Below are 22,015 nucleotides of genomic sequence, written 5' to 3'. Positions count from 1 at the left end.
TCCATCAAAATTGTTCTATCAAACGCTTAAAGAAGCCCCCAAAGCTCCTGCTTTGCTCATCGTTAAGCACTTTTCGTTCCAACCTATAAAGTAAATTCGAAGCTATCTGTTTTATCTGAGCGCTAGGCTCAGCATAAGCAGCGTCGTCTGTAAAAAGCGTTCGTTGTTTTATACTTCTTGAAACATTCTTATCAGAAGCCACAAATCCTATAAGCTCTAAATTTAAGCTAGGCCCGATATTTGCATTAGCAACACGTTTGATATTTTCATAAATTCTAGTCGCTTCTGCTTCATTTTTTACCATATTTAAAAGCAAAAGCTCACTATTTTTAAACCTTGAAACGATCTTTATAACAGCGTACGCATCAGTTATCGCCGCAGGGTCAGGCACAGTCACCACGACAACCTCATCAGCCGCTTCTAAAAACAGCTGTGTACTACCGCCTATACCAGCTCCGGTGTCAATGATCAAAAAATCAAGCTCATCAAGCTCGCTCGCCTCGTCTAAAAACCTCTCAAATAAAAATTGATTGTTAAATTTCAAAATTTCATCACCGCTTTCGCCAGGAATGAGGATCAAATTTTTATTTATAGGTATCAAGATATCTTTTAGGCTGCACTCGCCTTTTAGCACGTGAAGTAAATTTTTACCCATTTTTACATTTAAGATGACATCAAGGTTTGCAAGGCCGATATCAGCGTCAAATAGCCCTACTTTGTAGCCATTTTTTGATAAAACATTTGCTAAATTTGCACTTATCGTACTCTTACCAACACCGCCTTTACCGCTAGTTATCGCAATAAAATGTGTATTTTTACTCTTGCTTTGAGACTGGACTAAATTTTGTAATTTTTGTGCTTGATTATTCATCGCTAGCCTTTTGCTTTGTAAAGCCGTCAAACACGCACTCTACTAAAAATTCGCTCTTTGCCTCTACAAGATCATCAGGCACCTCTTGGCCCACGCTAAAGTAGCTAACCGGCGTATTTGTCTCATATATCAGCGAAAAGACATTGCCAAAAATTTTTGTCTCATCAAATTTTGTGATTATCAGCGTGTCAATATCCAAAAATGAAAACCCATTATAAATTTCTATTAGATCTTCAACCTTTGAGCCAGCCGAAAGGACCAAATTTACATCGATCTTTGCGCCGCTATGCTTTAAAAATTTATCAAGCCTTTCAAGCTTTTCTTTGTCATACTGCGAATTTCCAGTCGTATCAATAAGTATCACATCACAATAATTAAGCTGTTTGATAGCATTTTGAAAGTCATCTATCTCGATAACATCGAGAATAGGCAACTTCATCATTTTAGCGTATTGAAATAGCTGCTCAACCGCTCCGATACGATATGTATCAAGCGTGATGATGCCTGTTTTATAGCGTTTTTCATTGCCGTAAGCAAAACGAGCAGCTAGCTTTGCAAGAGTCGTAGTCTTACCAACTCCAGTTGGGCCAACTAGCATCATAATACGTTGTTTTTTATCGTTTGGCTCTTTTCTGCATGGCAGCATATTTCGCAAAAGCGAGTAGAAATATCTCTTTACAGCAGTTGGATTGCTCTTCATCGAAACTGGTAAATTTTCAAGCGTCGTTTGCATAATAGCCTCTAAATGCTCATCTTTCATGCCGCTTTGTTTTGCAAGCTTATAGATACTTGCAAACTCAGGTGGGATCGAAAGATTATTGCGATTTGGTGCTTTCTCGTCCCAGATCATGTCAGTTATCAGCCCTATTTTCTCACTTAGCACGCTTACTTGCTTTGCCACATCGTCTATTTTTTTATTCATACCATTTGGTATGCTCGACTCTTTATCTTTGACGTCATCGATATTTACATTTGCGATCGTGCTTATCTCTTTTGCAGCAGCTGAGATATTTAAAAGCACGCTCTCATTTGGGTCATAAGGCTCAGGCGAGGTTGTCTTTGCCTCAAATTTAGCAGGCTCCTCTTTTATCTCAAATTTTGGCTTAGCAGGCTCATAGTTTTTATTAAATTTAGAGTAGGCATTTTCGTAATTTATGGCTTTTGTATTTGGTTTTGGAGGCTGCTTTACGTCGTCTTCTTCGACGCTTACTAAAATTTCATAAATCGGTTTTTTATTTATCGTTTTGGCTTGAATTTGTTTTGTAGTAACTAATATGGCCTTTTCGCCGCACGTTTCTTGAGCCTTTTTCAAAGCCTCAATGGTGCTCTCGCCTGTAAAAGTATGAAATTTTGTAGCCATTTATATCCTTTTAACCTCTCATAAGCCCTAGTGGTACGATCACGCTAAGCCTCTTATCAGCTCCTGGGTGCGGGACGATAAGGCGCGGCGTCTTGTAGACTTTTTTACTAAAATACAAAATATCCAAATCAAGCGTGCGTGGCGCATTTTTAAACGTCCTCACGCGCTTAAATTTACTCTCATAATGCCCTAAAATTTTTAGTAAATTTCTAGGGCTCATAGAGGTTTGTAAATTTATAACAGCGTTACTAAAATCATCCTGCGCTTCATAACCAAACGCCGCATTTATAAGGATCGGCGAGACTTCAACTACGTGAAAACGCCTATCTTCACTAACCGCTCTTATAAATTTATCAAACCTCTTTGCGCTATCGCCGATGTTGCCACCCATGCCAACTAACGCCTCATACTTAAACTCATCTCTTTTATGAAAAAAACTAGGGCAAAAACGGCTTTTTACGATCTTTCTTGCTCCAGCTAGCTTCATAAAATTTCGCATCCGCCTTCTCTTGCAACAACCACGTCCTCGATGCGCACGCCAAATTCATTTTCTAGATAAATTCCAGGCTCCACGCTAAAGACCATACCCTCTTTTATGAGTGTTTCGCTCCTTGCTGAGATGACTGGAAGCTCGTGTATATCGACACCTACGCCGTGCCCTGTCGAGTGAAAAAAGGCTTTTTCATATCCAGCCTTTGCTATCACGTTCCTTGCTGCAAGGTCTATCTCGCACGCCATAACGCCAGCTCTTGCGACCTTTATCGCAGCAGCCTGAGCCTCTTTTACGATCTCATAAATCTCTTGCATCTTTGCGTTTTTAAATTTTTGCTCCTTTGAGAAGTTAAAATTTTCATCAAAGCAAGCAGTTCTGGTGCGATCAGAGCAGTAACGCTTAAATTTAACTCCAGCATCAAGTAGCAATAAATCGCCCTTTTTTAAAATTTTATCACCAGGCAGCGCATGTGCCTTTGCGGCGTTTTCGTTTATCGCCACGATCGGATCAAAGCTAAGACCTAACTCGTTTTTTTGCCTAAAAATGAGCGAGGCGTTAAAATGAAGCTCTTTTTCACTCATTCCTTCGCCATTTTCACGCACAAATTTAGCAAATTCATCAAAACATTTCGCCCCAAATTCACTAGCTTTTTTTAAAATTTTTATCTCATCTTCACTCTTGCAAATTCTCTTTAGCCTAGAGAAATTTGCCTTTGGTTTGAAATTTATCTTAAAGCCTTTGCTAAGTGCGTTAAATTCACTTAAGCTTAGCTCATCAGGGTTAAAAACAAGGCTATTTGGCTTCATCTTTCTTAAAAATGCCCTAACCTCGCTTATTAAATTTCTCTGCGCTAAAAGAACGACTACGCCTGCATTTACGTAGCTTTTTGCCTCGAAATAATACCTCGCATCCGTGAAAAAGTATTTCACGCCATCAAGGCATAGCAAAAACTCATTGTCGCAGCTGTAGCCACACTCGTAAAATACGGCGTTTTCGTCCTTTAAGATGAAATTCATTGTGATTTTTGATTTGCTCTTACTGCTTTGATTTGCTCAAAAATTTGAAGCATGCCTATCATCGCCAAATGATAGCCAACTGGTCCAAAGCCCACGATCTGGCCTGCTGCAACTGGTGCAATTAGGCTTTTGTGGCGGAACTCTTCTCTTCTATAAACATTGCTGATATGCACCTCGATAACTGGCAGTGCAACCGCACTTAGCGCATCACGGATAGCGATAGATGTGTGAGTGTAAGCAGCTGGGTTTATGATGATGCCATCAGCATCGCCCAAGCACTCTTGGATCTTATCGACTAGCTCGCCCTCAAGGTTGCTTTGAAAAAACTCGATCTCAACGTCATTTTGATCGGCAACGATCTTCATTTGAGAGTGGATATCCTCCATCTTCATAACGCCGTAAATTCCTGGCTCTCTAGCGCCAAGCATGTTGATATTTGGGCCTTGGATAACCATTATTTTTAGCTTCTTATCCATGTCACTCCTTTTTGATTAAATAGCCCAAATTATACATTTTCGTTCCTAAATTTTCGCTACAATAACAAAAATTTAAGGCTCAAATGTGGAAATTTTAAAAGCAAAAAAGATCATCACTGGCGGAGAAAATCCAAAAATTTTAAGAAATTCTTGTGTCGTTATTGATGATGATAAAATTTTAGAAATTTTAAGCGAAAAAGCAGCGGTTGAAAAATTTAAAGAGGCTAAAATTTGCGACTTTAGTGATAGCGTGGTTGCCCCAGCCTTTGTAAATACACACGTTCATTTGGAATTTAGTTCAAACGTCAGTACCCTAAAATACGGCGACTTCATAAAATGGCTTGGCTCCATCATCGATAAAGGGAGCGAGCTAGCTAGGATGGATGCTAAAAAGGCGATGAATGAAGCTATAAATTCGATGCTAAAAAGCGGAATTTGCACCATTGGCGAGATCTCTAGCTTTGGCTCTGAGCTTGAAATTTTAGCCGCTAGCCCTCTAAAAGTCGTACTTTTTAGTGAAATTTTAGGCTCAAATGAGCAGATGGCTCAGCAAAATTTGCAAAATTTCTTAGCTAAATTTGAAAAAACAAAGGGCTATAAAAGCCAAAATTTCACCCCAGCCATCTCGCTGCACTCGCCCTACTCCGTGCATCCAAAGCTCGCCAAAGCCGCCCTTGAGATAGCTAAAAAAGATGATCTTCTTGTAAGCACGCACTTTTTAGAGAGCAAGGCTGAAAAGCAGTGGCTAGAGCACGGCAGCGGTGGCTTTAAAAAGCATCTTTTAAGATTTAGCCAAGATCCAAAGCCGATGTATGATGCGCAGGGCTACTTTGCGATGTTTCGTGAGATAAATACTCTATTTACGCACTGCGTTTATGTGAGTGATTTTGCTAAATTTAAGCCTCACCACAGCGTGACACACTGCGCCGTTTCAAATAGGCTACTTGGCAAAAAGGCGCTAAATTTAAAAGAAATTTTCAAAAACAACGTCAGTCTAAACATCGGCACAGACGGCCTTAGCTCAAATATCAGCCTAAATTTTTGGCATGAACTAAGAGCTGCCCTATTTACCCACGCTAGCCTTGATCTAAACGAGCTTGCCACTAGGCTTTTTGTCGCTGCAACGCACGGAGGTGCAAAGGCACTTAGGACAAATAACGGTGAGATAAAGGCAGGACGCGCGGCTGATCTTGCCGTCTATAGCGACCTAGAGTGCGATGACAGCGAGCTAATTTTGCAGCTCATACTTCACACAAATGAAGCCAAAAAACTATATATCGGAGGCAAAATTTGCAAATTTTAAGGCTTATTTTTAAAGGATTCTTGGGAATTTTTAAATTTATCAATAACTACTTTAAGGCGCTCATATTTTTGCTGTTCTTATTTTTTATTTTCGCGCCAGATAGCAAGATGAAAGAGCCAAATTTAGCCCGCATAGACATCACCGACACGATAATGGACACAAGCGAAATTTTAGAAGCGCTCGAAAAAGCAAGGCTTGATAGTAACATCAAAGGCGTGCTACTCTACATCGACAGCCCAGGCGGCGCGCTAAGTCCTAGCGTGGAGCTCGCCATGGCGGTCAAGCGACTAAAAGAGAGCAAAAAAGTACTCGTATACGCAGCTGGCAACATGGCAAGTGGCAGCTACTACGCTGGCGTAAATGCTGATACTATCATAGCAAACCCAGGTGCTTTCATCGGCTCGATAGGCGTCATCATGCAAGGGGCAAACATCGAAAATTTAGCCAAAACTTTAGGCGTGAGTGAGCAAGTAGTGAAGGCTGGCGAGTTTAAAGAGGCTGGTACCTTTATGAGAAGCTGGAGCAAGCAAGAGCGTGAGAGCTTACAAGGGCTCGTAAATGACGCTTATATGCTCTTTGTAAGTGACGTGGCGGAGGCTAGAAATTTAGATATCAAGAAAAAAGACGAGTGGGCAAACGCAAGGGTCTTTTTGGCGCACAATGCCCTAAAAATAGGGTTAATTGATAGCCTTGGTAGTTACATAGACGCTCAAAATGAGCTAGCAAAAATGAGCCTCGTAGATGAGCCAGTTTGGCAAGAAAAACCACAATTTGAAAAGATAATGGAGAAATTTACAAAGCAAGGCATAAACTCGCTTTTTAGTGCATTTTTTGAGACAAAGCTCAAATAATCAAAGCAAAATATTAAGGCGGGGATAAACTGCATATATAGTATAAATTTAGCTCATACTTTGCAAAAATTTTTTGGCTATATTTTTTAGCTTAAACTCGTAAAGTAGATTTTGGATTTTGTCTGCTGATTTTATATCTAAACCAAGATCATTTGCTAAAATTTTATAATAAATTTGCGGGCTATCTTTTAGATTAATTGGTGGTGATTTTGAGCTTTTTGAGAGCTTTTTGCCATCTTTTAAAAGTAGCTTATGATGAATAAAATTAGCATTATAAAAGTTAAAATTTAGCCTTTTTGCAAGGTATCTTTGAGCTAGCGTGCAAGGTATCAGGTCTTCCCCTCTAATAACCAAATTTATGCCCATATCTTCATCATCTATCATACTTGCAAAGTTGTAAGCCGGAGTAAAATCTTTTTTGTAAATCACAAAATCGCCCATTTGCTCTGCCACAAGCTTACCAAGAGGATCACCCTCATCAACGCTTAGTCTAATGGCGGTCTTGTCTTTTATAAATTTTAGATTTTTATTTTTACAAATTTTAGTGTAAATGCCATTTTCATAGGCATTCTTTGTAGTTCTAGAACATTCGCAGATATAAATTTCATCTAGTTTTTCAAGTACGTCTTCGTATCTTTTAGCTCTTACTTTAAAGCTAAAATTACGTTCAAAGTCACTTACATTAATTGGACCTTTGTCGTAATCAATTTCCAAAAAATCTAAAACATCAAAGATATTTTGAACAAATTCTTGCCGGTATCTACTAAGATCATAATCATCGATACGTAAGTGCAAAACGCCACTTGCCGAACGTATCAAAAGATAAGTTAGGATGAAGTTATAAGCATTGCCAGCATGCAAAAACCCACTAGGGGTAGGAGCTATGCGGGACGCTATGCCACCATTTGGTGGCAAATAGTCATTAATCTTTTGGTCTAGCCTCATTTACCCTTAAAGTACGTCCGCCTAGTTCTTTTTCATTTAGCGCGTCTATAGCCTTTTGTCCCTCATTTGCATCGTCCATTTCAACAAAGCCAAAGCCCTTTGAGCGATCAGTTTCTCTATCTTTTACTATTTTTGCTCGCCTTACTTCACCAAATTGTGCAAAGGCTTCCTTTAATTCTGCCTCTGTCGTCCTATACGACAAATTTCCTACATAAATATTCACAGGAGTGTTCCTTAAAAAAATTACCGATTTATTCGGTTAATGTGATAATAGCTAATTTTCGTCAAAAAGATGTAAAAAATCAAAAATTTATTATATTTTTTTGAAAAATATTCTTAAAAGCTACAAGCTCGTATATATAGAACTTTTATAACTATCACTAAACAAAATATAATCTTAAGTTTAAAAAGAATAATTAAATAAAAAATTATTTTATCTTTATAAGCTATTTATAAAGTAAATCATTCTTTACTTTAAGATACGCTTCATCGCCAAGTAAATTTTTAACTATAAAAAGTGCAAATTCCATTGATAAAGCTGGACCCTTTGCTGTGATGATGTTTTGATCTTTTAGCATGTTTTTATCGCTCACGTAGCCCCTTTTATCACTTCTTACATTTTCTTCAAATCCTGGATAACAAACAAAATGATCTTTTAGTACACCAGCGCTCTCAAGCACCATAGGAGCAGCACAAATGGCACAAATAAGCTTATTGCTTTTATCAAAATTTTGCAAAACTGCTTTGAGCCTTGTATCGTTTGCTAGATTGCTAGCTCCTGGAAGTCCCCCAGGAAGGACGATCGCATCGTAGTCTAGCTCCTTCATCTCGCGAAGTGTCACATCAGCCTTTACACTTATATTGTGACATCCTTTGATGTTTACGTCATTTAGCCCAACAATAGAAGCTATCGCTCCAGCTCTACGTAAAACATCAACAGAAGTTAGTGCTTCTATCTCCTCAAATCCATCAGCTAAAATCACAGCAACTTTTTTCATAAATTTATCCTTTACAATAATATGTTTTATTTGTTAAGTAAAATTTTATATAATATTGGCTTATTTCACAAGAAAGGACAGAGCATGCAAGTAAAAATTATTTACTGCAACTCTTGAAACTATCGTCCGGTAGCTTCTCGTGTAGAAGATGAAATAAAAGCGAACTTTAGTGATGCAAGAGTCGAAAAGGTTATAGGTGATGGTGGAAATTTCATCGTCGAGGTTAATGGAGATGTTATATTTTCTAAGAAAGATCGCATCGGAAATGATGAAGCGAGATTTCCTCACGGTGAAGAGATCACAACTCTTATAAACAAATATCTCAAAGAAAAGTCGGCTTAATGCTAGCTACCGAGACGGGAAACCGTCTCGTTTTTCCACTGTTTTTGACTTACGGTTCTACTATCCTAATATAAAAATTTTATAGTTAAAACATTTACTTATCTCGCTAAGAATTTTCATTTTTTTATATATTTTTTGATTTTTAAAGATTTTACGAGCCGATGTTTGACTATATTTGGATTTTTATAAAATATAAAAATTTTGTGTATTCTAAGCTAACACTGTTTGAAATTTTACAATGTAGAAATGAAGTTTTTTGCTAAAGCCAATACTTTTTAAATAGTGACTTTAGCTAAGCATTAGGATTACTAAACGTAAATTTAGTAAGAAAGATTAAGCTGCTTTATTTATTTGCACGCTCGATATACTCGCCGCGAACAGTATCCACACGGATAACCTCGCCCTCAAGTACGTGAAATGGTATCTGAACTACCGCACCACTCTCAAGAGTAGCTGGCTTTTTACCGCCTTGTGTGTCGCCCTTGAAATTTGGTGGAGTCTCAACTATCTTTAGCTCAACTACTTGTGGCACTTCAACGCCGATCGCATTGCCATTGTGAAATAAAATTTCAACCATCATGCCATCGATCATCCATTTTTTAACATCACCCACATCCTCATCGCTAATAGCAACTTGTTCATAAGTAACAGTATCCATAAACTGGCAATACTCACCATCATCATAAAGATACTGCATCTCTTTTTCTTCAAGATGTGGTTGCTCGCATTTATCGCCTGCGTGAAAAGTCTTTTCAAGCACTTTTCCGTCGATAAAAGATTTGATTTTCGCACGAACAAAAGCTGCACCTTTGCCCGGTTTAACGTGTTGATATTCTACGATTTTATAAGGAACGCCATCGATCTCGATCTTTAGTCCCTTTTTTAGATCGCCCATTGAATATGAAGCCATTTTTTATCCTTTCAAAATTTTATATAACTGCGTATTGAGCCCAAACGCAAGCTTCAAGTGCGTTTAGTCTCTCTAACGTTTCTGCTTTTATATGTTCATCAACCAAAATGACAGCAAGTGCCATATTGTGATCATCTCTGCCAAGACGGAAGTCTGCGATATTGATCTTTTCATCAGCTAAAATTTTACTAATCTGAGCAATAACGCCTGGCACATCATGGTTTTTAAAGATGATCATCTTACCTTTTGGCTTAAAGTCGGTCTTAAATCCATTTATCGTTACGATGCGTTGCTGATTTTCACCAAATACCGTTCCACCTACGGTTACAATGCCATTTTCGGTAGTTAAGCGAACGGTAATTTTATTTTTAAAAATACTATCTCCGCCAAGACTAGTTTCGGTCACTATACCTTTTTCATCGCATAAAAATTTAGCATTTACATAATTTATCGTTTCACCAAGACTCTCTTTTAAAGCACCTACGATTGCAAAAGTTAGCATTGAATTTGCATATTCGCTAATCTGACCGTGAGTCTCGATACGAATGGCCTTGATAACGCTTTTATTTATCTGTGCAGCAAGAAATGCCATCTTGCTTGTAAGATCGATATAAGGCTCAACAAATGGCGGTAGATCTTCTGTTTTTATAGGTAAATTTAACGCATTTGGATAGCTTATGCCGCGAGCTGCTAAAATAGCTTGCTCGACTGCCTCTACTGCGATATTTCGCTGTGACTCAAGCGTATTTGCTCCAAGGTGTGGGGTGACACTTACATTATTTAGATCAAGAAGTGGATGATCAGTTGCTGGCTCTTTTGTAAAAACATCAATACCGGCAAATGCTATCTTGCCACTTTTTAGTCCTTCATAAAGCGCTTCTTCGTTATAAAGACCGCCTCTGGCACAGTTTATAAGTCTTACGCCATCCTTCATTTTTGCGATCTCTTTGGCGCCGATCATATCAGTTGTCTCTTTAGTCTTTGGTGTATGTATCGTGATAAAATCACATGCTAAAATATCATCAAAATTTTTAGTATAAGTACCGCCCATGTCGATAACTTTAGATGGGTCAATATATGGATCATAAGCGATGATCTCCATACCAAAAGCTTTTGCACGAACAGCTACTCTCGAGCCAATATTGCCAAAGCCGATCACACCAAGCTTTTTCTTAAAAAGCTCAACCCCATACCATTTCTCACGCTTCCAGATTCTATCTAGCTTTAGATCATTATGAGCGTATTCAAGAGATCTAGCTGAAGCTAGCATATGCGCCATTGTTAGCTCAACTGCAGCAATAGTGTTTGCAGTTGGAACGTTCATAGCTATTATGCCACGCCTTGAGCACCCTTCTATATCAACATTATCTACACCAACACCAGCTCTAACAATAGCTTTTAGTTTTTTACCAGCGTTTAAAAAGGCCTCGTTTACTTCAGTTGAGCTTCTTGTTATAGCAACATCAGCCTCGCCTAAAATTTTTAAAAGTTCATCTTTGGGCGTATTAACTGCGTCTATTACATTTATATCTTGCTCTTTTTTTAAAAGTTCAAAACCTACTGAATGTATCGCATCGCAAACAATGATAGTTTTCATAATTTTACCTCTCTCACACTTGAGTGGATATCATAAACTCTTAGTTCTAAAATGATATTTTGTAGAAGTTTAGAGTCTTGAGTATTTAAAAATATCTGGCTTTTTGCACCATCTTTTACAACAGTAAAATCGACCTCGCTTTTTCTTAAAGTCTGCATCAAACAAAACATTGAATAGATATCATTTTTATCTATCAAAAGCTCATATGCAGTAATCTTTGGTTTTTCTATTTTGGGTCGGTTGTATTCTATAAAAATTTCATTTACAGGCAGCACATAATCTCTTTTTCTAATAGTTGCTAGCTCACTCATCCAGTTGGTATTGCTGGTCGTATTTTTGGTTAAAGTTTGCTCATTTGTGATATTTTCTTCATATATCTGGCTGAAATTTACACTTGCAAATTTAACAAGAGAAATTCCAACCAAACCCAATATTACAAATAGCAGGACAACTACTAATAAAAGTACGCGTCTGCCCATTTAAACTAAAGTAATTGTTCTTTTATAATATCGCCGAGTGTTACTTTATCATCATTATCATTGATCTCATTTAACACTTCACGCTCTTTTTGTTTTGCTAAACGGCGTATGCTTAGGCGAATTCTATTTTTCTTCTCATCGATAAATGCGATAGCTGCTTCGATCTCATCGCCGATCTTAAGTGTACTAACATCTACACTACCTAGATCTTCTTTGCGGATCAACGCATCAACGTTATCACCAAGCTCTACAAACACGCCAAAGTCTTTAATGTCGCGAATTGTTCCTTTTACGATATCGCCTACATTAAATTTATCAGCAAATGCTTGAACTGGACTTTGTTTTAGATCTTTTAGGCTGAGTGAAACTTTTTGTTCAGCGCTATCAATTTTGATGATTTTTACTTCAAGCTCGTCGCCAGCTTTAAACATGTCTTTGCATTTATCGTTTCTATCCCAAGATGCATCTTCATTGTGCAATAAGCCTTCAACGCAACCCACTCTAACAAATGCACCAAAATTTGTGATAGTTGTCACAACGCCTTTTACTACGTCACCCTCTTTAAATTTAGCTTTAAACTCATCAAATGGCTTTGGAAGTAAATTTTTAAGGCTTACTCTTAGGCGGTGTCCTTTTGCATCTATCTCGATAACCTCAACATCAATCTCTTGACCTTCATTGATGTGATCTTTTGGATTTTTGATATTTTTGTCCCATGAAATTTCAGATATATGCAAAAATCCTTCAATATCATTTCCAAGATCAACAAATGCGCCGTAAGGCTCGATATTGCTAACTGTAACTTTGATAGTATCACCAACCTCTAGTCCATCATTTATGATCTCTTCCCAAGGATCTGGAGTAGCTGCCTTGATAGATAAAGACAAGTGGCGTTTTTCGTTGTCATAGCTGATAACTTTAACTAAAACTTTATCGCCTTCTTTATATAGTGAGCTAGGGTTTACTGGGCCTTTATAGCTTATCTCGCTGTAGTGAACGAGTCCGTCTACACCGCCAACATCAACAAACATACCATAAGTTGTGATTTTCTTAACTGTACCCTCTATAACGCTATCATTTTCTACTATGCTTGATAGAGCTTCTTTACGTTTTTTGCGATCATCATCTAAAATTTTCTTTCTTGAGACAACAATGCTATTCTCTTCTTTATCAATTTTTACAACTCTTACTTTATATGTCTTACCAATTACTCCTTCAGCATTTTTAAAGCCACTGTGAGTTTTTGGTAAGAAAAATTCCACCCCATTTACATCTTGAGTTATAAAGCCACCTTTATTTTTTCCAACTACTTTTACTTCGATTTCGCCAGAATTTTCAGGATCGTAAGCTTCGATGAAAGCTTTAACTTTCTCTTTTCTAAGTGCTTTTTTGTGCGACACTATAGGTCTTCCATTTCTTGATCCAGTTATTACAACTTTGATCGTATCGCCAACTTTATGTGTCAGGTTGCCGTTTGCATCAGTGATCTCAGAAACATTTAAAATACCTTCTGATTTCTTGCCAACGTCTATTAAAACCTCATCACCATTGATACTGACGATCTTTGCGTCACTATCTTCTTCAGTCTTTTTAAAAGACTCCTCTAACATCGCAGCAAAATCGATATCTTCGATATCTTCGTCTTTTGCTTTTCCTAATTGAACACTTTTGTTCACAGCCATCTTGATCCTTTAAATTTTATTATGCCAGTAGAGGCAAATTGGCTTATTATAGTTAATTGTGGCTTTAGCTAGGATAAATTTTATACTTTTTTGATTCTATCAACTACTTTTTGTATGATCCAGTCAGGCGTGCTAGCACCCGCACTTATGCCACACAAATTTTTGCCATCAAACCATGATCTTTCAAGCTCTTCTTCGCTTTCAATGAGATAGCTATCTTCGCAGAAATTTTTAGATATTAGGTAGAGTTGTTTTGTGTTTGAGCTGTTTTTACCGCCGATTATTATCATCACGTCAGCTCTTTTTGCTAAATTTTTAGCAGCCTCTTGGTTTTCAAATGTCGCATTGCAGATCGTGTTAAAAACGCGCAGCTCTTTTACATGAAGCATGAGATAGTTTGCGATCTGCATAAATTTCTCAACTTTTCTAGTAGTTTGGCTAACGAGCGCGACCTTTTGCTTAAATTTAATGCCTTCTAGCTCGCTCTCTTCAAGCACGACATAGACGTTGCCCTTGGCATACGACTTCACCCCTTTTACCTCTGGGTGATGCATGTCGCCAAAGATCACCACATCATAGCCTTCTTCACTCATTTTTTCACAAATTTGTTGCGGCTTTGTCACAAATGGACAAGTTGCGTCGATCACTTTTATATCGGTCTTTTTTAGCTCTGCAAGGTCGTTTTTAGTGATGCCATGAGTGCGGATGATCGCCTTTTTCTCATCTTTTAGCTCATCTATGCCCTTAAGCGTCTTTACATTGTAGTTTTTCTCAAGCCTGTTTATCTCTTCGTTATTATGTATGAGCGGACCGATGGTTGCGGCATCTCCAGCGTTTTCAGCTATTTTTATAGCCCTTTTTACGCCGAAGCAAAATCCATAACTACTAGCAAGCTCGATCTTCAACTCTAGCTCCCATTTTCTTTAAAATTTCAGCAAAATTTGGAAACGAAGTAGCGATAAATTCGCTCTTTTCTATATGCATACCACATTTTAGTCCAAGTATGGCAAAGCTCATGGCGATCCTGTGATCTCCATGGCTATCTATCGTAGCAAATTTCGCCTCAGAGCCATTTATGATAAAGCCATCTTCAAGCTCGCTAGCATCGACACCGCACTGCTTTAGCGCATTTATCGTGACAGCTATCCTGTCGCTCTCTTTTACGCGAAGCTCTTTTGCATTTGTTAGCTTGCTTTGACCCTTAGCGCAGGCAAATGCGATGGCTAAGGCTGGGGCTTCGTCGATGAGCCACGAGATATTTTCGCTAACCTCTACACCTTTTAAATTTGGCGAGTATCTAACCTCAATATCGCCGATATCTTCGCATTTGCTTGAGGTTTTGTGAAATTTTATCTCAGCGCCCATTTTTTCTAAAACTTTGTAAGCTTCGATGCGAGTTTTATTTAGCAAGATTTTTTTTAAAATGATATGCGAATTTGGGATGATTAGAGCTGCGACTGCAAAGAAAAATGCCGAGCTTGGGTCATTTGGCACGTCTATATCAAGTGGCGCAAGCGGGCCTTTCATCGGCTCTAGCGTGATCTCTAAGCCGTCACGCTTTATATCAGCTCCCATGCCTGCAAGCATACGCTCAGTGTGGTCTCTGCTTAGCTCTGGCTCGCTAAATTTGCAGCCATTTGAGTAAAGAGCTGCTAGCAAAAGTGCGCTTTTTACCTGAGCTGAGGCGATCTTGCTATCAAAACTAAATCTTTCAAATTTAGTCCCTCTTATGCAAAGAGGGGCGTTGTTTGCGTTGTTTGCGCCATCTATCTTTGCACCCATTTCATTTAGAGGATTTGCTATCCTTGCCATCGGGCGAGAATTTAAATATTTATCGCCACTTAGCACAAAAAAGCCCTCCTGCGCGGCTAGTAGCCCCATAAAAAGCCTCATCGCTGTGCCTGAGTTGCCACACTCCAAAATTTCATTTGGCTCTTTTATCTTTTGTGGCGGAGTGATCGTTATCTCAGCTCCGTTATCTTCGATCTTTGCGCCAAGGAGCTCGACTATTTTTAAGGTATTTAGAGTGTCGCCTGCTCTTAGGTAGTTTCTAACGCGAGATGGCTTGTCACTTAAAAGCGAAAACATCGCGCATCTATGCGAGATGGACTTATCCGCTGCGATATCATCAATAGTTAAATTTAGACTTTTTTCTAATGGATAAATTCTCATCTTATTCCGATATTTAGTTTATCTTTTAGCTCACTTAAAATTTTATCCATAAGTGCGTTTATATCGTCATCTTCAAGCGTTTTTTCCATATCTTGGAATGTAAATTTAAGGCTAAGACTGATAGAGCCATTTAGCTTCGCATCTTTATAAATATCAACTGGTAAAAATTCTTTTAGCTCTTTTAGGTTTAGCCCTCTTATGCACTCATAAATTCGTCCAGCCTCAAAATTTTCAGGCACAATGAGGCTAAGATCCCTTGTTGTGCTTTGAAATTTTGAGTAAGGTACTGCCAAGATCGGTTCAAATTTGAGCTTAGTAAAATCTATCTCACAGACGTAAGCTCTTGGCAGATCTCTCTTTGCCTCTACTCTTGCATCAATCCTACCAATATATCCGATATCTTCGCCATTTTGATAGATGTGTGCTTGTTCGTATGGGCTAAGATATGAGATACCCTGGCAAGGCTTTAGCTCAAATTTACCTATGACATTTTGCACCATCGATGCAAATGCATAGAAATTTGTCTCCTCGCCCTTTGCGCCGTTTATCAGAGTCGGTTCTTTTAAAAGTCCAGACACAACAAAGCCTAGATTTAAGCCCTGGTTTGCATTTTCATCAAAAATTTCTCCAAGCTCAAATAGCCTAACTGAGCGTTTCGAGTTTTTGATATTTTTCTCACTTGAGCTTAAAAGGTGATTAACAAGTGTCGGTCTAAGCGTGTTTAACTCGTTATTTATAGGATTTAGTATCTTTATCTTGCAAGGTTTGAAATTTAGCTCACTTAGCTCATCAAGGCTGTCAAATACGTAGTGCACACTTTCAAAAAAGCCATTGTCAGCTGCTCTACACCTTAGATTTAGGGCGTTTTTATAATCAAAATATGTCTTATTTAGCCTATTTTTCTCAGAGAAATTTAGTGGTTTTGAGGCGATATTATCTATGCCTATTATCCTTACGATCTCCTCGCAAACATCGTGAGAATTTACTATATCATGGCGAAATAACGGCACTTTTACGTTAAAGCTTTCTTGCTCAACATTTACTGCGATCTCAAAGCCAAGTTTCTTTAAAATTTTAACGACGTCATTTCTAGCTATATCTTGACCGATCATATTTTTAAGCTCAAAAAGAGAGATACTTAGTGTTATAGGCTCGGTGTTTAAAAGCGACTGCTGTGAGCCAGCAAAGAGATTTAGAGCATCTTTAAAATTGGCAAGTCTTTTAAATAAATAATCCGCACCATAAGCTAAATTTGGCTCGCTACCACGACTTGAGCGATAAATTTGATCACCCTTTGGTAAATTTTTATTTTCAAAAATAGCTTTTGAAACTACATCTGGCTTTACGTAGCTAGCTTCTACTAGGATCACTTTTGACTTCTCATCTACCCTTGCTACGTCACTTTGGTAAATTCCAGCAATGCCTAAATTTTTATCCCCGCAATAAACGACACATTCGCCATTTTCGCCATTTTTTATATCAAAAACAGCTTTTTCGCCTTCACTTACTAATTTAGCGTGATCATAAGCCCTAAATAAAACACCCGTGCAAAACGTCGCATATTCAAGCAGTCTCTCAACTAAATTTGTCTTTTGGCACTCTATTAATGCTAGACGCATGCGAGTTATTAGATTTTCGTATAGTCCCTCTTTTAGCTCAAAAGCCTTATACAAAAATGACCCATTTACTTTATCCTCTGCTCGCACAGAAGCTATTCTGCCAATACCTAGTAAATTTTCGCTCTCATCGTCTTCGTGGCTATCTTTCATATTTAGATCAAGCGCTGCACAAATTTCTCTTGCGATGCCATGTAAATTTTGGCAATCGCCTCTGTTTGCCGTGATATCAACTTCGATTATCGTATCTTTAAATATCTCAAATTCGCTAAGACTTGTACCAAGTTTTAGCTTGCCGATGCTCTCATCAAGTGGTAAAATTCCATCGTTTACCTTTGGAAGTCCCAGCTCACTTGAAGAGCAGATCATGCCACTTGACTCGATACCTCTTAGCTTTGCTTTTTTTATCTCAAGACCATTTGGCATAGTCGTACCAATAAGTGCAACTGGCACAAACTGGCCAGCTTCAACGTTTTTAGCCCCACACACGATCTGAAGCGTCTCTCCACCAACATCCACTTGACAAACGCTTAGCTTATCGGCATCTGGGTGCTTTTCTCTACTTTTTATGTAGCCAACCACAATGCTCTTAGGTAAATTTATCTCTTTATAGCTATCAACCTCTAGCCCGATAGAATTTAATGTCTTTGAAAGTGTCTCGCCACTAACCTCGCTAAGGTCGATCCACTCGTTTAACCAATGCTTTGAAATTATCATTTAAACTGCTCCAACAATCTTAAATCTCCCTCAAAAAGCGACCTTAGATCAGGTACTCTATGAAGCAACATCGCAAATCTCTCAACGCCAAGACCAAAAGCGTATCCACTTACATTTTTATAGCCAACTGCCTTAAATACATTTGGATCAACGACTCCGCATCCAAGCACCTCAAGCCAAGTAGTATGCTTGCACACTCTGCAGCCCTTGCCGTGGCAGAATATACAACTAATATCAACCTCTGCGCTAGGCTCCGTAAATGGGAAAAAGCTAGGGCGAAAACGCACTTCAACATCGCCAAACATGTGCTTTAAAAAGCCCTCAAGCATTGATTTTAAATTTGCAAAACTAACTTTCTCAGCATCCTCCACCACAAGGCCCTCGACTTGGTGAAACATCGGTGTATGCGTTAAATCCATATCACGTCTAAAGACGGTGCCTGGCGCTATCATGCGAATAGGCGGCTTTTGATTTAACATAGTTCGCACCTGAACTGGGCTCGTATGCGTCCTTAAAAGTCTAAAATCATCTAGATAAAATGTATCTTGCATATCCCTTGCTGGGTGGTATTTTGGTAAATTTAGCGCCTCAAAGTTGTGAAAATCATCTTCTATAAGCGGCCCAGTCTCGAGCGAGAAATTTAGAGCTAAAAAATACTCAATTATCTTATCCATCGTAGCCATTACAGGATGAAGTGCCCCGCTAGCAACAGGCTCATTAAATAGCGTGATATCAGCGGCTTCTTTTTTCATTTTGTTATCTATCTCTTGCTCGCTAAGCTCAGCCTTTTTAGCTTCTATTAGCGCGCCAAGCTCATCTCTTTGCTTATTTAAATTTGCTGCAAATTCCTTTTTCTCATCTTCGCCAAGCTCTTTTAGCTTTGCAAAACCTTGCGCCAAGATGCCCTTTTTGCCAAAAATTTCTACCCTGACCTTCTCAAGATCGTCAAGCGTTGAAATTTCATTTTTGATTTTATTAACGAAATCTTGCAATTTTTTACCTTTATAAATTTTTGAGTCGATTTTATAGAAAAAGAGTTAAAATCAAGATAAAGAGCACGAAATTTAAGCACACTTTGATATAATTTTGCAAAATTTCAAAGGAGCTAAAATGACCATATTTGAAAAGATCGTAGCCGGTGAAATCCCTTGCAACAAAGTGCTTGAAAGCGAGAAATTTCTAGCTTTTAACGACATAAACCCAAAAGCACCAATCCACATCCTAATCATCCCAAAAAAACACTATAAAAATTTCCAAGAGATGGATCCGATTTTAATGGGAGAGATGACTAAATTTATCCAAGAAGTGGCGACCTTAATGGGCGTTGATAAGAGCGGATACCGCCTCATCACAAACTGCGGTGAAAACGGTGGTCAAGAAGTTATGCATCTGCATTTTCACCTGCTTGGCGGAGCTAAGCTTGGCTGGAGCGAAGGCGTAGCTGATCCACAAAGCACATTTTAATAACTTATAAATCTTAGACTCAAAGCATGAGTCTAAGATTTTATTTTCTTGCAGCCTTAATAGCTTCAAGCAACTCTTCAAAACCTACTTTACTTGAGTTTTCGACATCTTTTAATATTTCAACGCCAGGTAGATTTCCTTTGTCTTTATCAGCAAAAATAACCATCGCTTTTTCTAGTCCATGATGAACATTTTCATGATGAGCTGCGATACTTGAGAGAATTTTGGCATCTTTTACAAGAGTATTTTTCACATCTTTTTCATACCATTTGCCAAATCTACACTCATGAACATCTTGAATTTTATTAAATTCATTTAAAAGTATGCCTCTATATCCATTTAGCTTCATATTTATATGATCTATTTTTCCATTGCTTACATAGACTTCATTTGTAACATTTAGAGCCTGATTTAGGATATTTTGCGTATTTGAGTTTACGCTTGAGATGTTTCCTTCAAATCCACCTAAAATTTTCATAGCATTTGCAGAAATTTTTGAGAAATTCTCACTCATTTCGATCATAGTATTCGCACTTTGCTTAAGGCCATTTATATTTACTTCTACTTCAAGAGTTGCTTTTTGAGTGCGTTCAGCTAGCTTTCTAACCTCATCTGCCACGACAGCAAAACCTCGTCCATGCTCACCAGCACGGGCCGCCTCGATAGCAGCATTTAGGGCTAGTAAATTTGTCTGATCTGAGATGTCTTTAATTAGATTTATAATCTCAACAATCGAATTTACGCTTCCATCAAGTGAAGATGCGTCATTTGAAAGGTCATTACTCATCTGGCTTACTTGCTCGATCGAGTTTAAAATTTCAGCCGTTTGCGACTTGAGTTCGCCCGTCTCTTTGAAAGTCTTTTCATTTAGTCCATTTATACTTTCAAGCATTTTTAGGTTTTCTTCCATTGTTAATTGCAAGAAATTTATACCATCTTGATAACTTGAAAGCAATAAATTTACAGCCTCTTGCTTATCCTTAGCTTGCTCTTTTGGCTCGCAAGTTTTAACGTTTTTTAGCTCCTCTTTAAGCGCTAAAATCTCAGCCTTTAAAGCTTCATTTTCTCTCTCTAAAGCTTCATTTTTACTAGAAAGCTCTTTATTTTTGCCATCAAAAAACATTTTTCATCCTTTAAAATTTGTAGATTTTGCGTAATTATAGCTCTTTATTTCTTAAGCCAGTAGTCCAAAATTTCTATCTGCTCATCAACGCTTTTATTTGCCGTGCCGCCCTGCGAACAACGCGCCTCTTTTGAAGCGTGAAGATCTAAAAATTTAATAGCATTTGCATCTAAATTTTCATCCACACTTTTTAGCTGCTCTTCGTTTAATTCACTCAAATCAAGTCCCAAGCTTTCAGCCTTTGCGACAGCTTTGCCTGTGATAAAATGCGCCGTTCTAAATGGGATGTTTTTTTCACGCACTAGATAGTCTGCCAAATCAGTGGCACTTAGATGCCCAATTTTTGTTGCTTTTAGCATGTTTTTTTCGTTAAATTTAGCTGTTTTTATCATCTCGTTTAGGATAGTAGCCGAGCTTAAAATGGTTGAGACGCTGTCAAACACACCCTCTTTATCTTCTTGCATATCTTTATTGTAAGCAAGTGGCAGGCCTTTCATCGTGGTTAGTAACGCTACCAAATTTCCATTTACACGCCCAGTTTTACCGCGTATGAGCTCAGCAACGTCTGGATTTTTCTTTTGAGGCATTATGGAGCTACCCGTGCTATAAGCGTCACTGATGCTTACAAAGCCAAATTCTTGCGAGCTCCAAAGTATGAGCTCCTCGCAAAGCCTAGAAGCGTGCGTCATGAAAACGCTAATGTTAAATAAAATTTCCAGCGCAAAATCACGGTCACTCACGCTATCCATCGCATTTTGCGTGCAACCCGCAAAGCCAAGCTCACTTGCAACGATAGTTCTATCTATCTTATGAGGAGTGCCTGCAAGGGCTGCTGAACCAAGCGGACTTAGGTTGTTTCGCTCATATGAGCTAACAAAACGCTCGAAATCTCTTTTAAACATAAATGCATATGCTAGCAAGTGATAGCTAAGGCTTACTGGCTGAGCGTGTTGAAGATGTGTGTAGCCTGGCATTAGCGTATCTTTGTGATTTTTGGCTAAATTTGTAAGCGTGGCGATGAGCTCTTTAATGAGAGATGAAATTTCTAAATTTTTCTTCAAAACGTAAAATTTAAAATCAAGCGCAACTTGGTCATTTCTACTTCTAGCTGTGTGCAGTCTGCCACCAAGCTCGGCTCCGATGATCTGGCTAAGGCGCTTCTCAACTGCCATATGTATATCTTCATCTTCTAACTTAAACTCAAATTTACCTGCTCTTATCTCAGATAAAACCTCATCAAGCCCCTTTATGATCGCCTCTGACTCATCTTTTTTCAAAATTTCACAAATTCCAAGCATCTTTGCGTGAGCCTTACTTCCAGCAATATCTTCTTCAAAAAGATTTTTATCAAAATTTATAGAGGCATTAAATTCCTCAAGTAGCTTCGAGCTAGCCTCGCTAAATCTGCCTTCCCACATCTTTTTGTGTGCGTTTTCATCTTTTTTCATAGCTTTACCTTTAATTAGTTTTGCGTGATTTTAACAAAATAGCACTTAACTGGGCATTTTAACTATAAAGTTGCAAAAAAAGTTATAAATATAATTTATCTTTAAGGATATGGAAATATAATTCAAAATATAACTTTTTAAAAACTATTTTA

At 38.2% G+C, this 22,015-nt stretch carries 22 protein-coding genes and 1 pseudogene; 4 read left to right on the top strand and 19 right to left on the bottom strand.

The annotated features are described in order from the left end of the window. Window positions 1-4 precede the first annotated feature (4 nt). The 5 genes from TH67_RS05615 to aroQ are packed head-to-tail and all read right to left on the bottom strand — an operon-like array spanning window position 5 to window position 4,216. The gene (locus TH67_RS05615) at window positions 5-871 is read right to left on the bottom strand and encodes a P-loop NTPase (protein WP_021090665.1); all 867 of its coding nucleotides are present in this window, start codon (window positions 869-871) and stop codon (window positions 5-7) included. After that, the gene (gene flhF / locus TH67_RS05610; protein WP_072594735.1) at window positions 864-2,231 is read right to left on the bottom strand and encodes a flagellar biosynthesis protein FlhF; all 1,368 of its coding nucleotides are present in this window, start codon (window positions 2,229-2,231) and stop codon (window positions 864-866) included. Before flhF ends, TH67_RS05615 begins: the two co-directional genes overlap by 8 nt. A gap of 10 nt (window positions 2,232-2,241) precedes the next feature. After that, window positions 2,242-2,718 (bottom strand): 2-amino-4-hydroxy-6-hydroxymethyldihydropteridine diphosphokinase, encoded by a 477-nt coding sequence (gene folK, locus TH67_RS05605; RefSeq protein ID WP_072594734.1) that lies wholly within the window; start codon window positions 2,716-2,718, stop codon window positions 2,242-2,244. Next, complete coding sequence (locus tag TH67_RS05600) at window positions 2,715-3,740, bottom strand: M24 family metallopeptidase (RefSeq protein ID WP_072594733.1); 1,026 nt, start codon at window positions 3,738-3,740, stop codon at window positions 2,715-2,717. Before TH67_RS05600 ends, folK begins: the two co-directional genes overlap by 4 nt. Next, entirely contained in the window at window positions 3,737-4,216 is a 480-nt protein-coding gene (aroQ, locus tag TH67_RS05595) for a type II 3-dehydroquinate dehydratase (RefSeq protein WP_072594732.1), read from the bottom strand. The genes TH67_RS05600 and aroQ overlap by 4 nt, the downstream gene beginning before the upstream one ends. An 85-nt stretch (window positions 4,217-4,301) precedes the next feature. On the opposite strand from aroQ, the gene mqnF reads away from it, so the two are divergent. Together mqnF and sppA are read left to right on the top strand one after the other, a co-directional pair. Then, complete coding sequence (gene mqnF, locus TH67_RS05590) at window positions 4,302-5,519, top strand: aminofutalosine deaminase family hydrolase (protein WP_072594731.1); 1,218 nt, start codon at window positions 4,302-4,304, stop codon at window positions 5,517-5,519. Next, window positions 5,507-6,370 carry a signal peptide peptidase SppA gene (gene sppA, locus TH67_RS05585; protein ID WP_072594730.1) on the top strand — a complete coding sequence of 288 codons (864 nt, stop codon included), beginning with the start codon at window positions 5,507-5,509 and terminating at the stop codon, window positions 6,368-6,370. The genes mqnF and sppA overlap by 13 nt, the downstream gene beginning before the upstream one ends. Before the next feature lie 48 nt (window positions 6,371-6,418). Here sppA and TH67_RS05580 read toward each other — a convergent pair whose 3' ends face one another. The 3 genes from TH67_RS05580 to TH67_RS05570 all read right to left on the bottom strand — a co-directional run bounded on the left by TH67_RS05580 (window position 6,419) and on the right by TH67_RS05570 (window position 8,313). Then, on the bottom strand, window positions 6,419-7,315 hold the full coding sequence (locus tag TH67_RS05580) for a glutamate--tRNA ligase family protein (RefSeq protein ID WP_072594729.1): 897 nt from the start codon (window positions 7,313-7,315) through the stop codon (window positions 6,419-6,421). Continuing rightward, window positions 7,293-7,538, bottom strand: a complete 246-nt coding sequence (locus tag TH67_RS05575) for an RNA recognition motif domain-containing protein (protein WP_072594728.1) — start codon at window positions 7,536-7,538, stop codon at window positions 7,293-7,295. Before TH67_RS05575 ends, TH67_RS05580 begins: the two co-directional genes overlap by 23 nt. 223 nt (window positions 7,539-7,761) lie before the next feature. Continuing rightward, window positions 7,762-8,313, bottom strand: coding sequence for a DJ-1 family glyoxalase III (locus TH67_RS05570; RefSeq protein ID WP_072594727.1), 552 nt, complete (start codon window positions 8,311-8,313; stop codon window positions 7,762-7,764). 84 nt (window positions 8,314-8,397) lie between these two features. Here TH67_RS05570 and TH67_RS05565 point away from each other — a divergent pair, with 84 nt between their 5' ends. After that, a complete protein-coding gene (locus TH67_RS05565; protein WP_257638046.1) occupies window positions 8,398-8,655 on the top strand; it encodes a SelT/SelW/SelH family (seleno)protein in 258 nt (85 codons plus the stop codon). A 343-nt stretch (window positions 8,656-8,998) separates the two neighbouring features. On the opposite strand, the gene efp is transcribed toward TH67_RS05565, so the two are convergent. The 8 genes from efp to pheS form a co-directional block, all read right to left on the bottom strand. Beyond that, the gene (gene efp, locus TH67_RS05560; protein ID WP_021090997.1) at window positions 8,999-9,565 is read right to left on the bottom strand and encodes an elongation factor P; all 567 of its coding nucleotides are present in this window, start codon (window positions 9,563-9,565) and stop codon (window positions 8,999-9,001) included. A 19-nt stretch (window positions 9,566-9,584) separates the two neighbouring features. Beyond that, a complete protein-coding gene (serA, locus tag TH67_RS05555; RefSeq protein ID WP_257638060.1) occupies window positions 9,585-11,165 on the bottom strand; it encodes a phosphoglycerate dehydrogenase in 1,581 nt (526 codons plus the stop codon). After that, entirely contained in the window at window positions 11,159-11,587 is a 429-nt protein-coding gene (locus TH67_RS05550; protein ID WP_257638045.1) for a hypothetical protein, read from the bottom strand. Before TH67_RS05550 ends, serA begins: the two co-directional genes overlap by 7 nt. A gap of 59 nt (window positions 11,588-11,646) precedes the next feature. Continuing rightward, entirely contained in the window at window positions 11,647-13,323 is a 1,677-nt protein-coding gene (locus tag TH67_RS05545; RefSeq protein ID WP_072594724.1) for a 30S ribosomal protein S1, read from the bottom strand. 80 nt (window positions 13,324-13,403) lie between these two features. Next, window positions 13,404-14,228, bottom strand: a complete 825-nt coding sequence (locus TH67_RS05540; protein ID WP_072594723.1) for a 4-hydroxy-3-methylbut-2-enyl diphosphate reductase — start codon at window positions 14,226-14,228, stop codon at window positions 13,404-13,406. Next, window positions 14,209-15,495, bottom strand: a complete 1,287-nt coding sequence (gene aroA / locus TH67_RS05535) for a 3-phosphoshikimate 1-carboxyvinyltransferase (protein WP_072594722.1) — start codon at window positions 15,493-15,495, stop codon at window positions 14,209-14,211. The genes TH67_RS05540 and aroA overlap by 20 nt, the downstream gene beginning before the upstream one ends. Beyond that, window positions 15,492-17,828: a phenylalanine--tRNA ligase subunit beta gene (gene pheT, locus TH67_RS05530; RefSeq protein WP_072594721.1), complete on the bottom strand. Its 2,337-nt coding sequence runs from the start codon at window positions 17,826-17,828 to the stop codon at window positions 15,492-15,494. Before pheT ends, aroA begins: the two co-directional genes overlap by 4 nt. Further along, the gene (gene pheS / locus TH67_RS05525) at window positions 17,825-18,820 is read right to left on the bottom strand and encodes a phenylalanine--tRNA ligase subunit alpha (RefSeq protein ID WP_072594720.1); all 996 of its coding nucleotides are present in this window, start codon (window positions 18,818-18,820) and stop codon (window positions 17,825-17,827) included. The genes pheT and pheS overlap by 4 nt, the downstream gene beginning before the upstream one ends. 118 nt (window positions 18,821-18,938) lie before the next feature. Here pheS and TH67_RS05520 point away from each other — a divergent pair, with 118 nt between their 5' ends. Beyond that, window positions 18,939-19,292, top strand: coding sequence for a histidine triad nucleotide-binding protein (locus tag TH67_RS05520; RefSeq protein ID WP_072594719.1), 354 nt, complete (start codon window positions 18,939-18,941; stop codon window positions 19,290-19,292). Window positions 19,293-19,332: 40 nt separating this feature from the next. On the opposite strand, the gene TH67_RS10805 is transcribed toward TH67_RS05520, so the two are convergent. The 3 genes and pseudogenes from TH67_RS10805 to argH all read right to left on the bottom strand — a co-directional run bounded on the left by TH67_RS10805 (window position 19,333) and on the right by argH (window position 21,863). Further along, window positions 19,333-19,641 (bottom strand): CZB domain-containing protein, encoded by a 309-nt coding sequence (locus tag TH67_RS10805; protein WP_374057351.1) that lies wholly within the window; start codon window positions 19,639-19,641, stop codon window positions 19,333-19,335. Window positions 19,642-19,734: 93 nt separating this feature from the next. After that, window positions 19,735-20,004: pseudogene (locus TH67_RS10800) on the bottom strand (methyl-accepting chemotaxis protein); the annotation flags it as partial. Window positions 20,005-20,459: 455 nt separating this feature from the next. Continuing rightward, on the bottom strand, window positions 20,460-21,863 hold the full coding sequence (gene argH / locus TH67_RS05510) for an argininosuccinate lyase (protein ID WP_072594717.1): 1,404 nt from the start codon (window positions 21,861-21,863) through the stop codon (window positions 20,460-20,462). Window positions 21,864-22,015 lie beyond the last annotated feature (152 nt).

Source organism: Campylobacter concisus (genome assembly GCF_001891085.1).
Classification (GTDB): domain Bacteria; phylum Campylobacterota; class Campylobacteria; order Campylobacterales; family Campylobacteraceae; genus Campylobacter_A; species Campylobacter_A concisus_O.
This window is presented reverse-complemented; position numbering and strand designations above follow the sequence as displayed.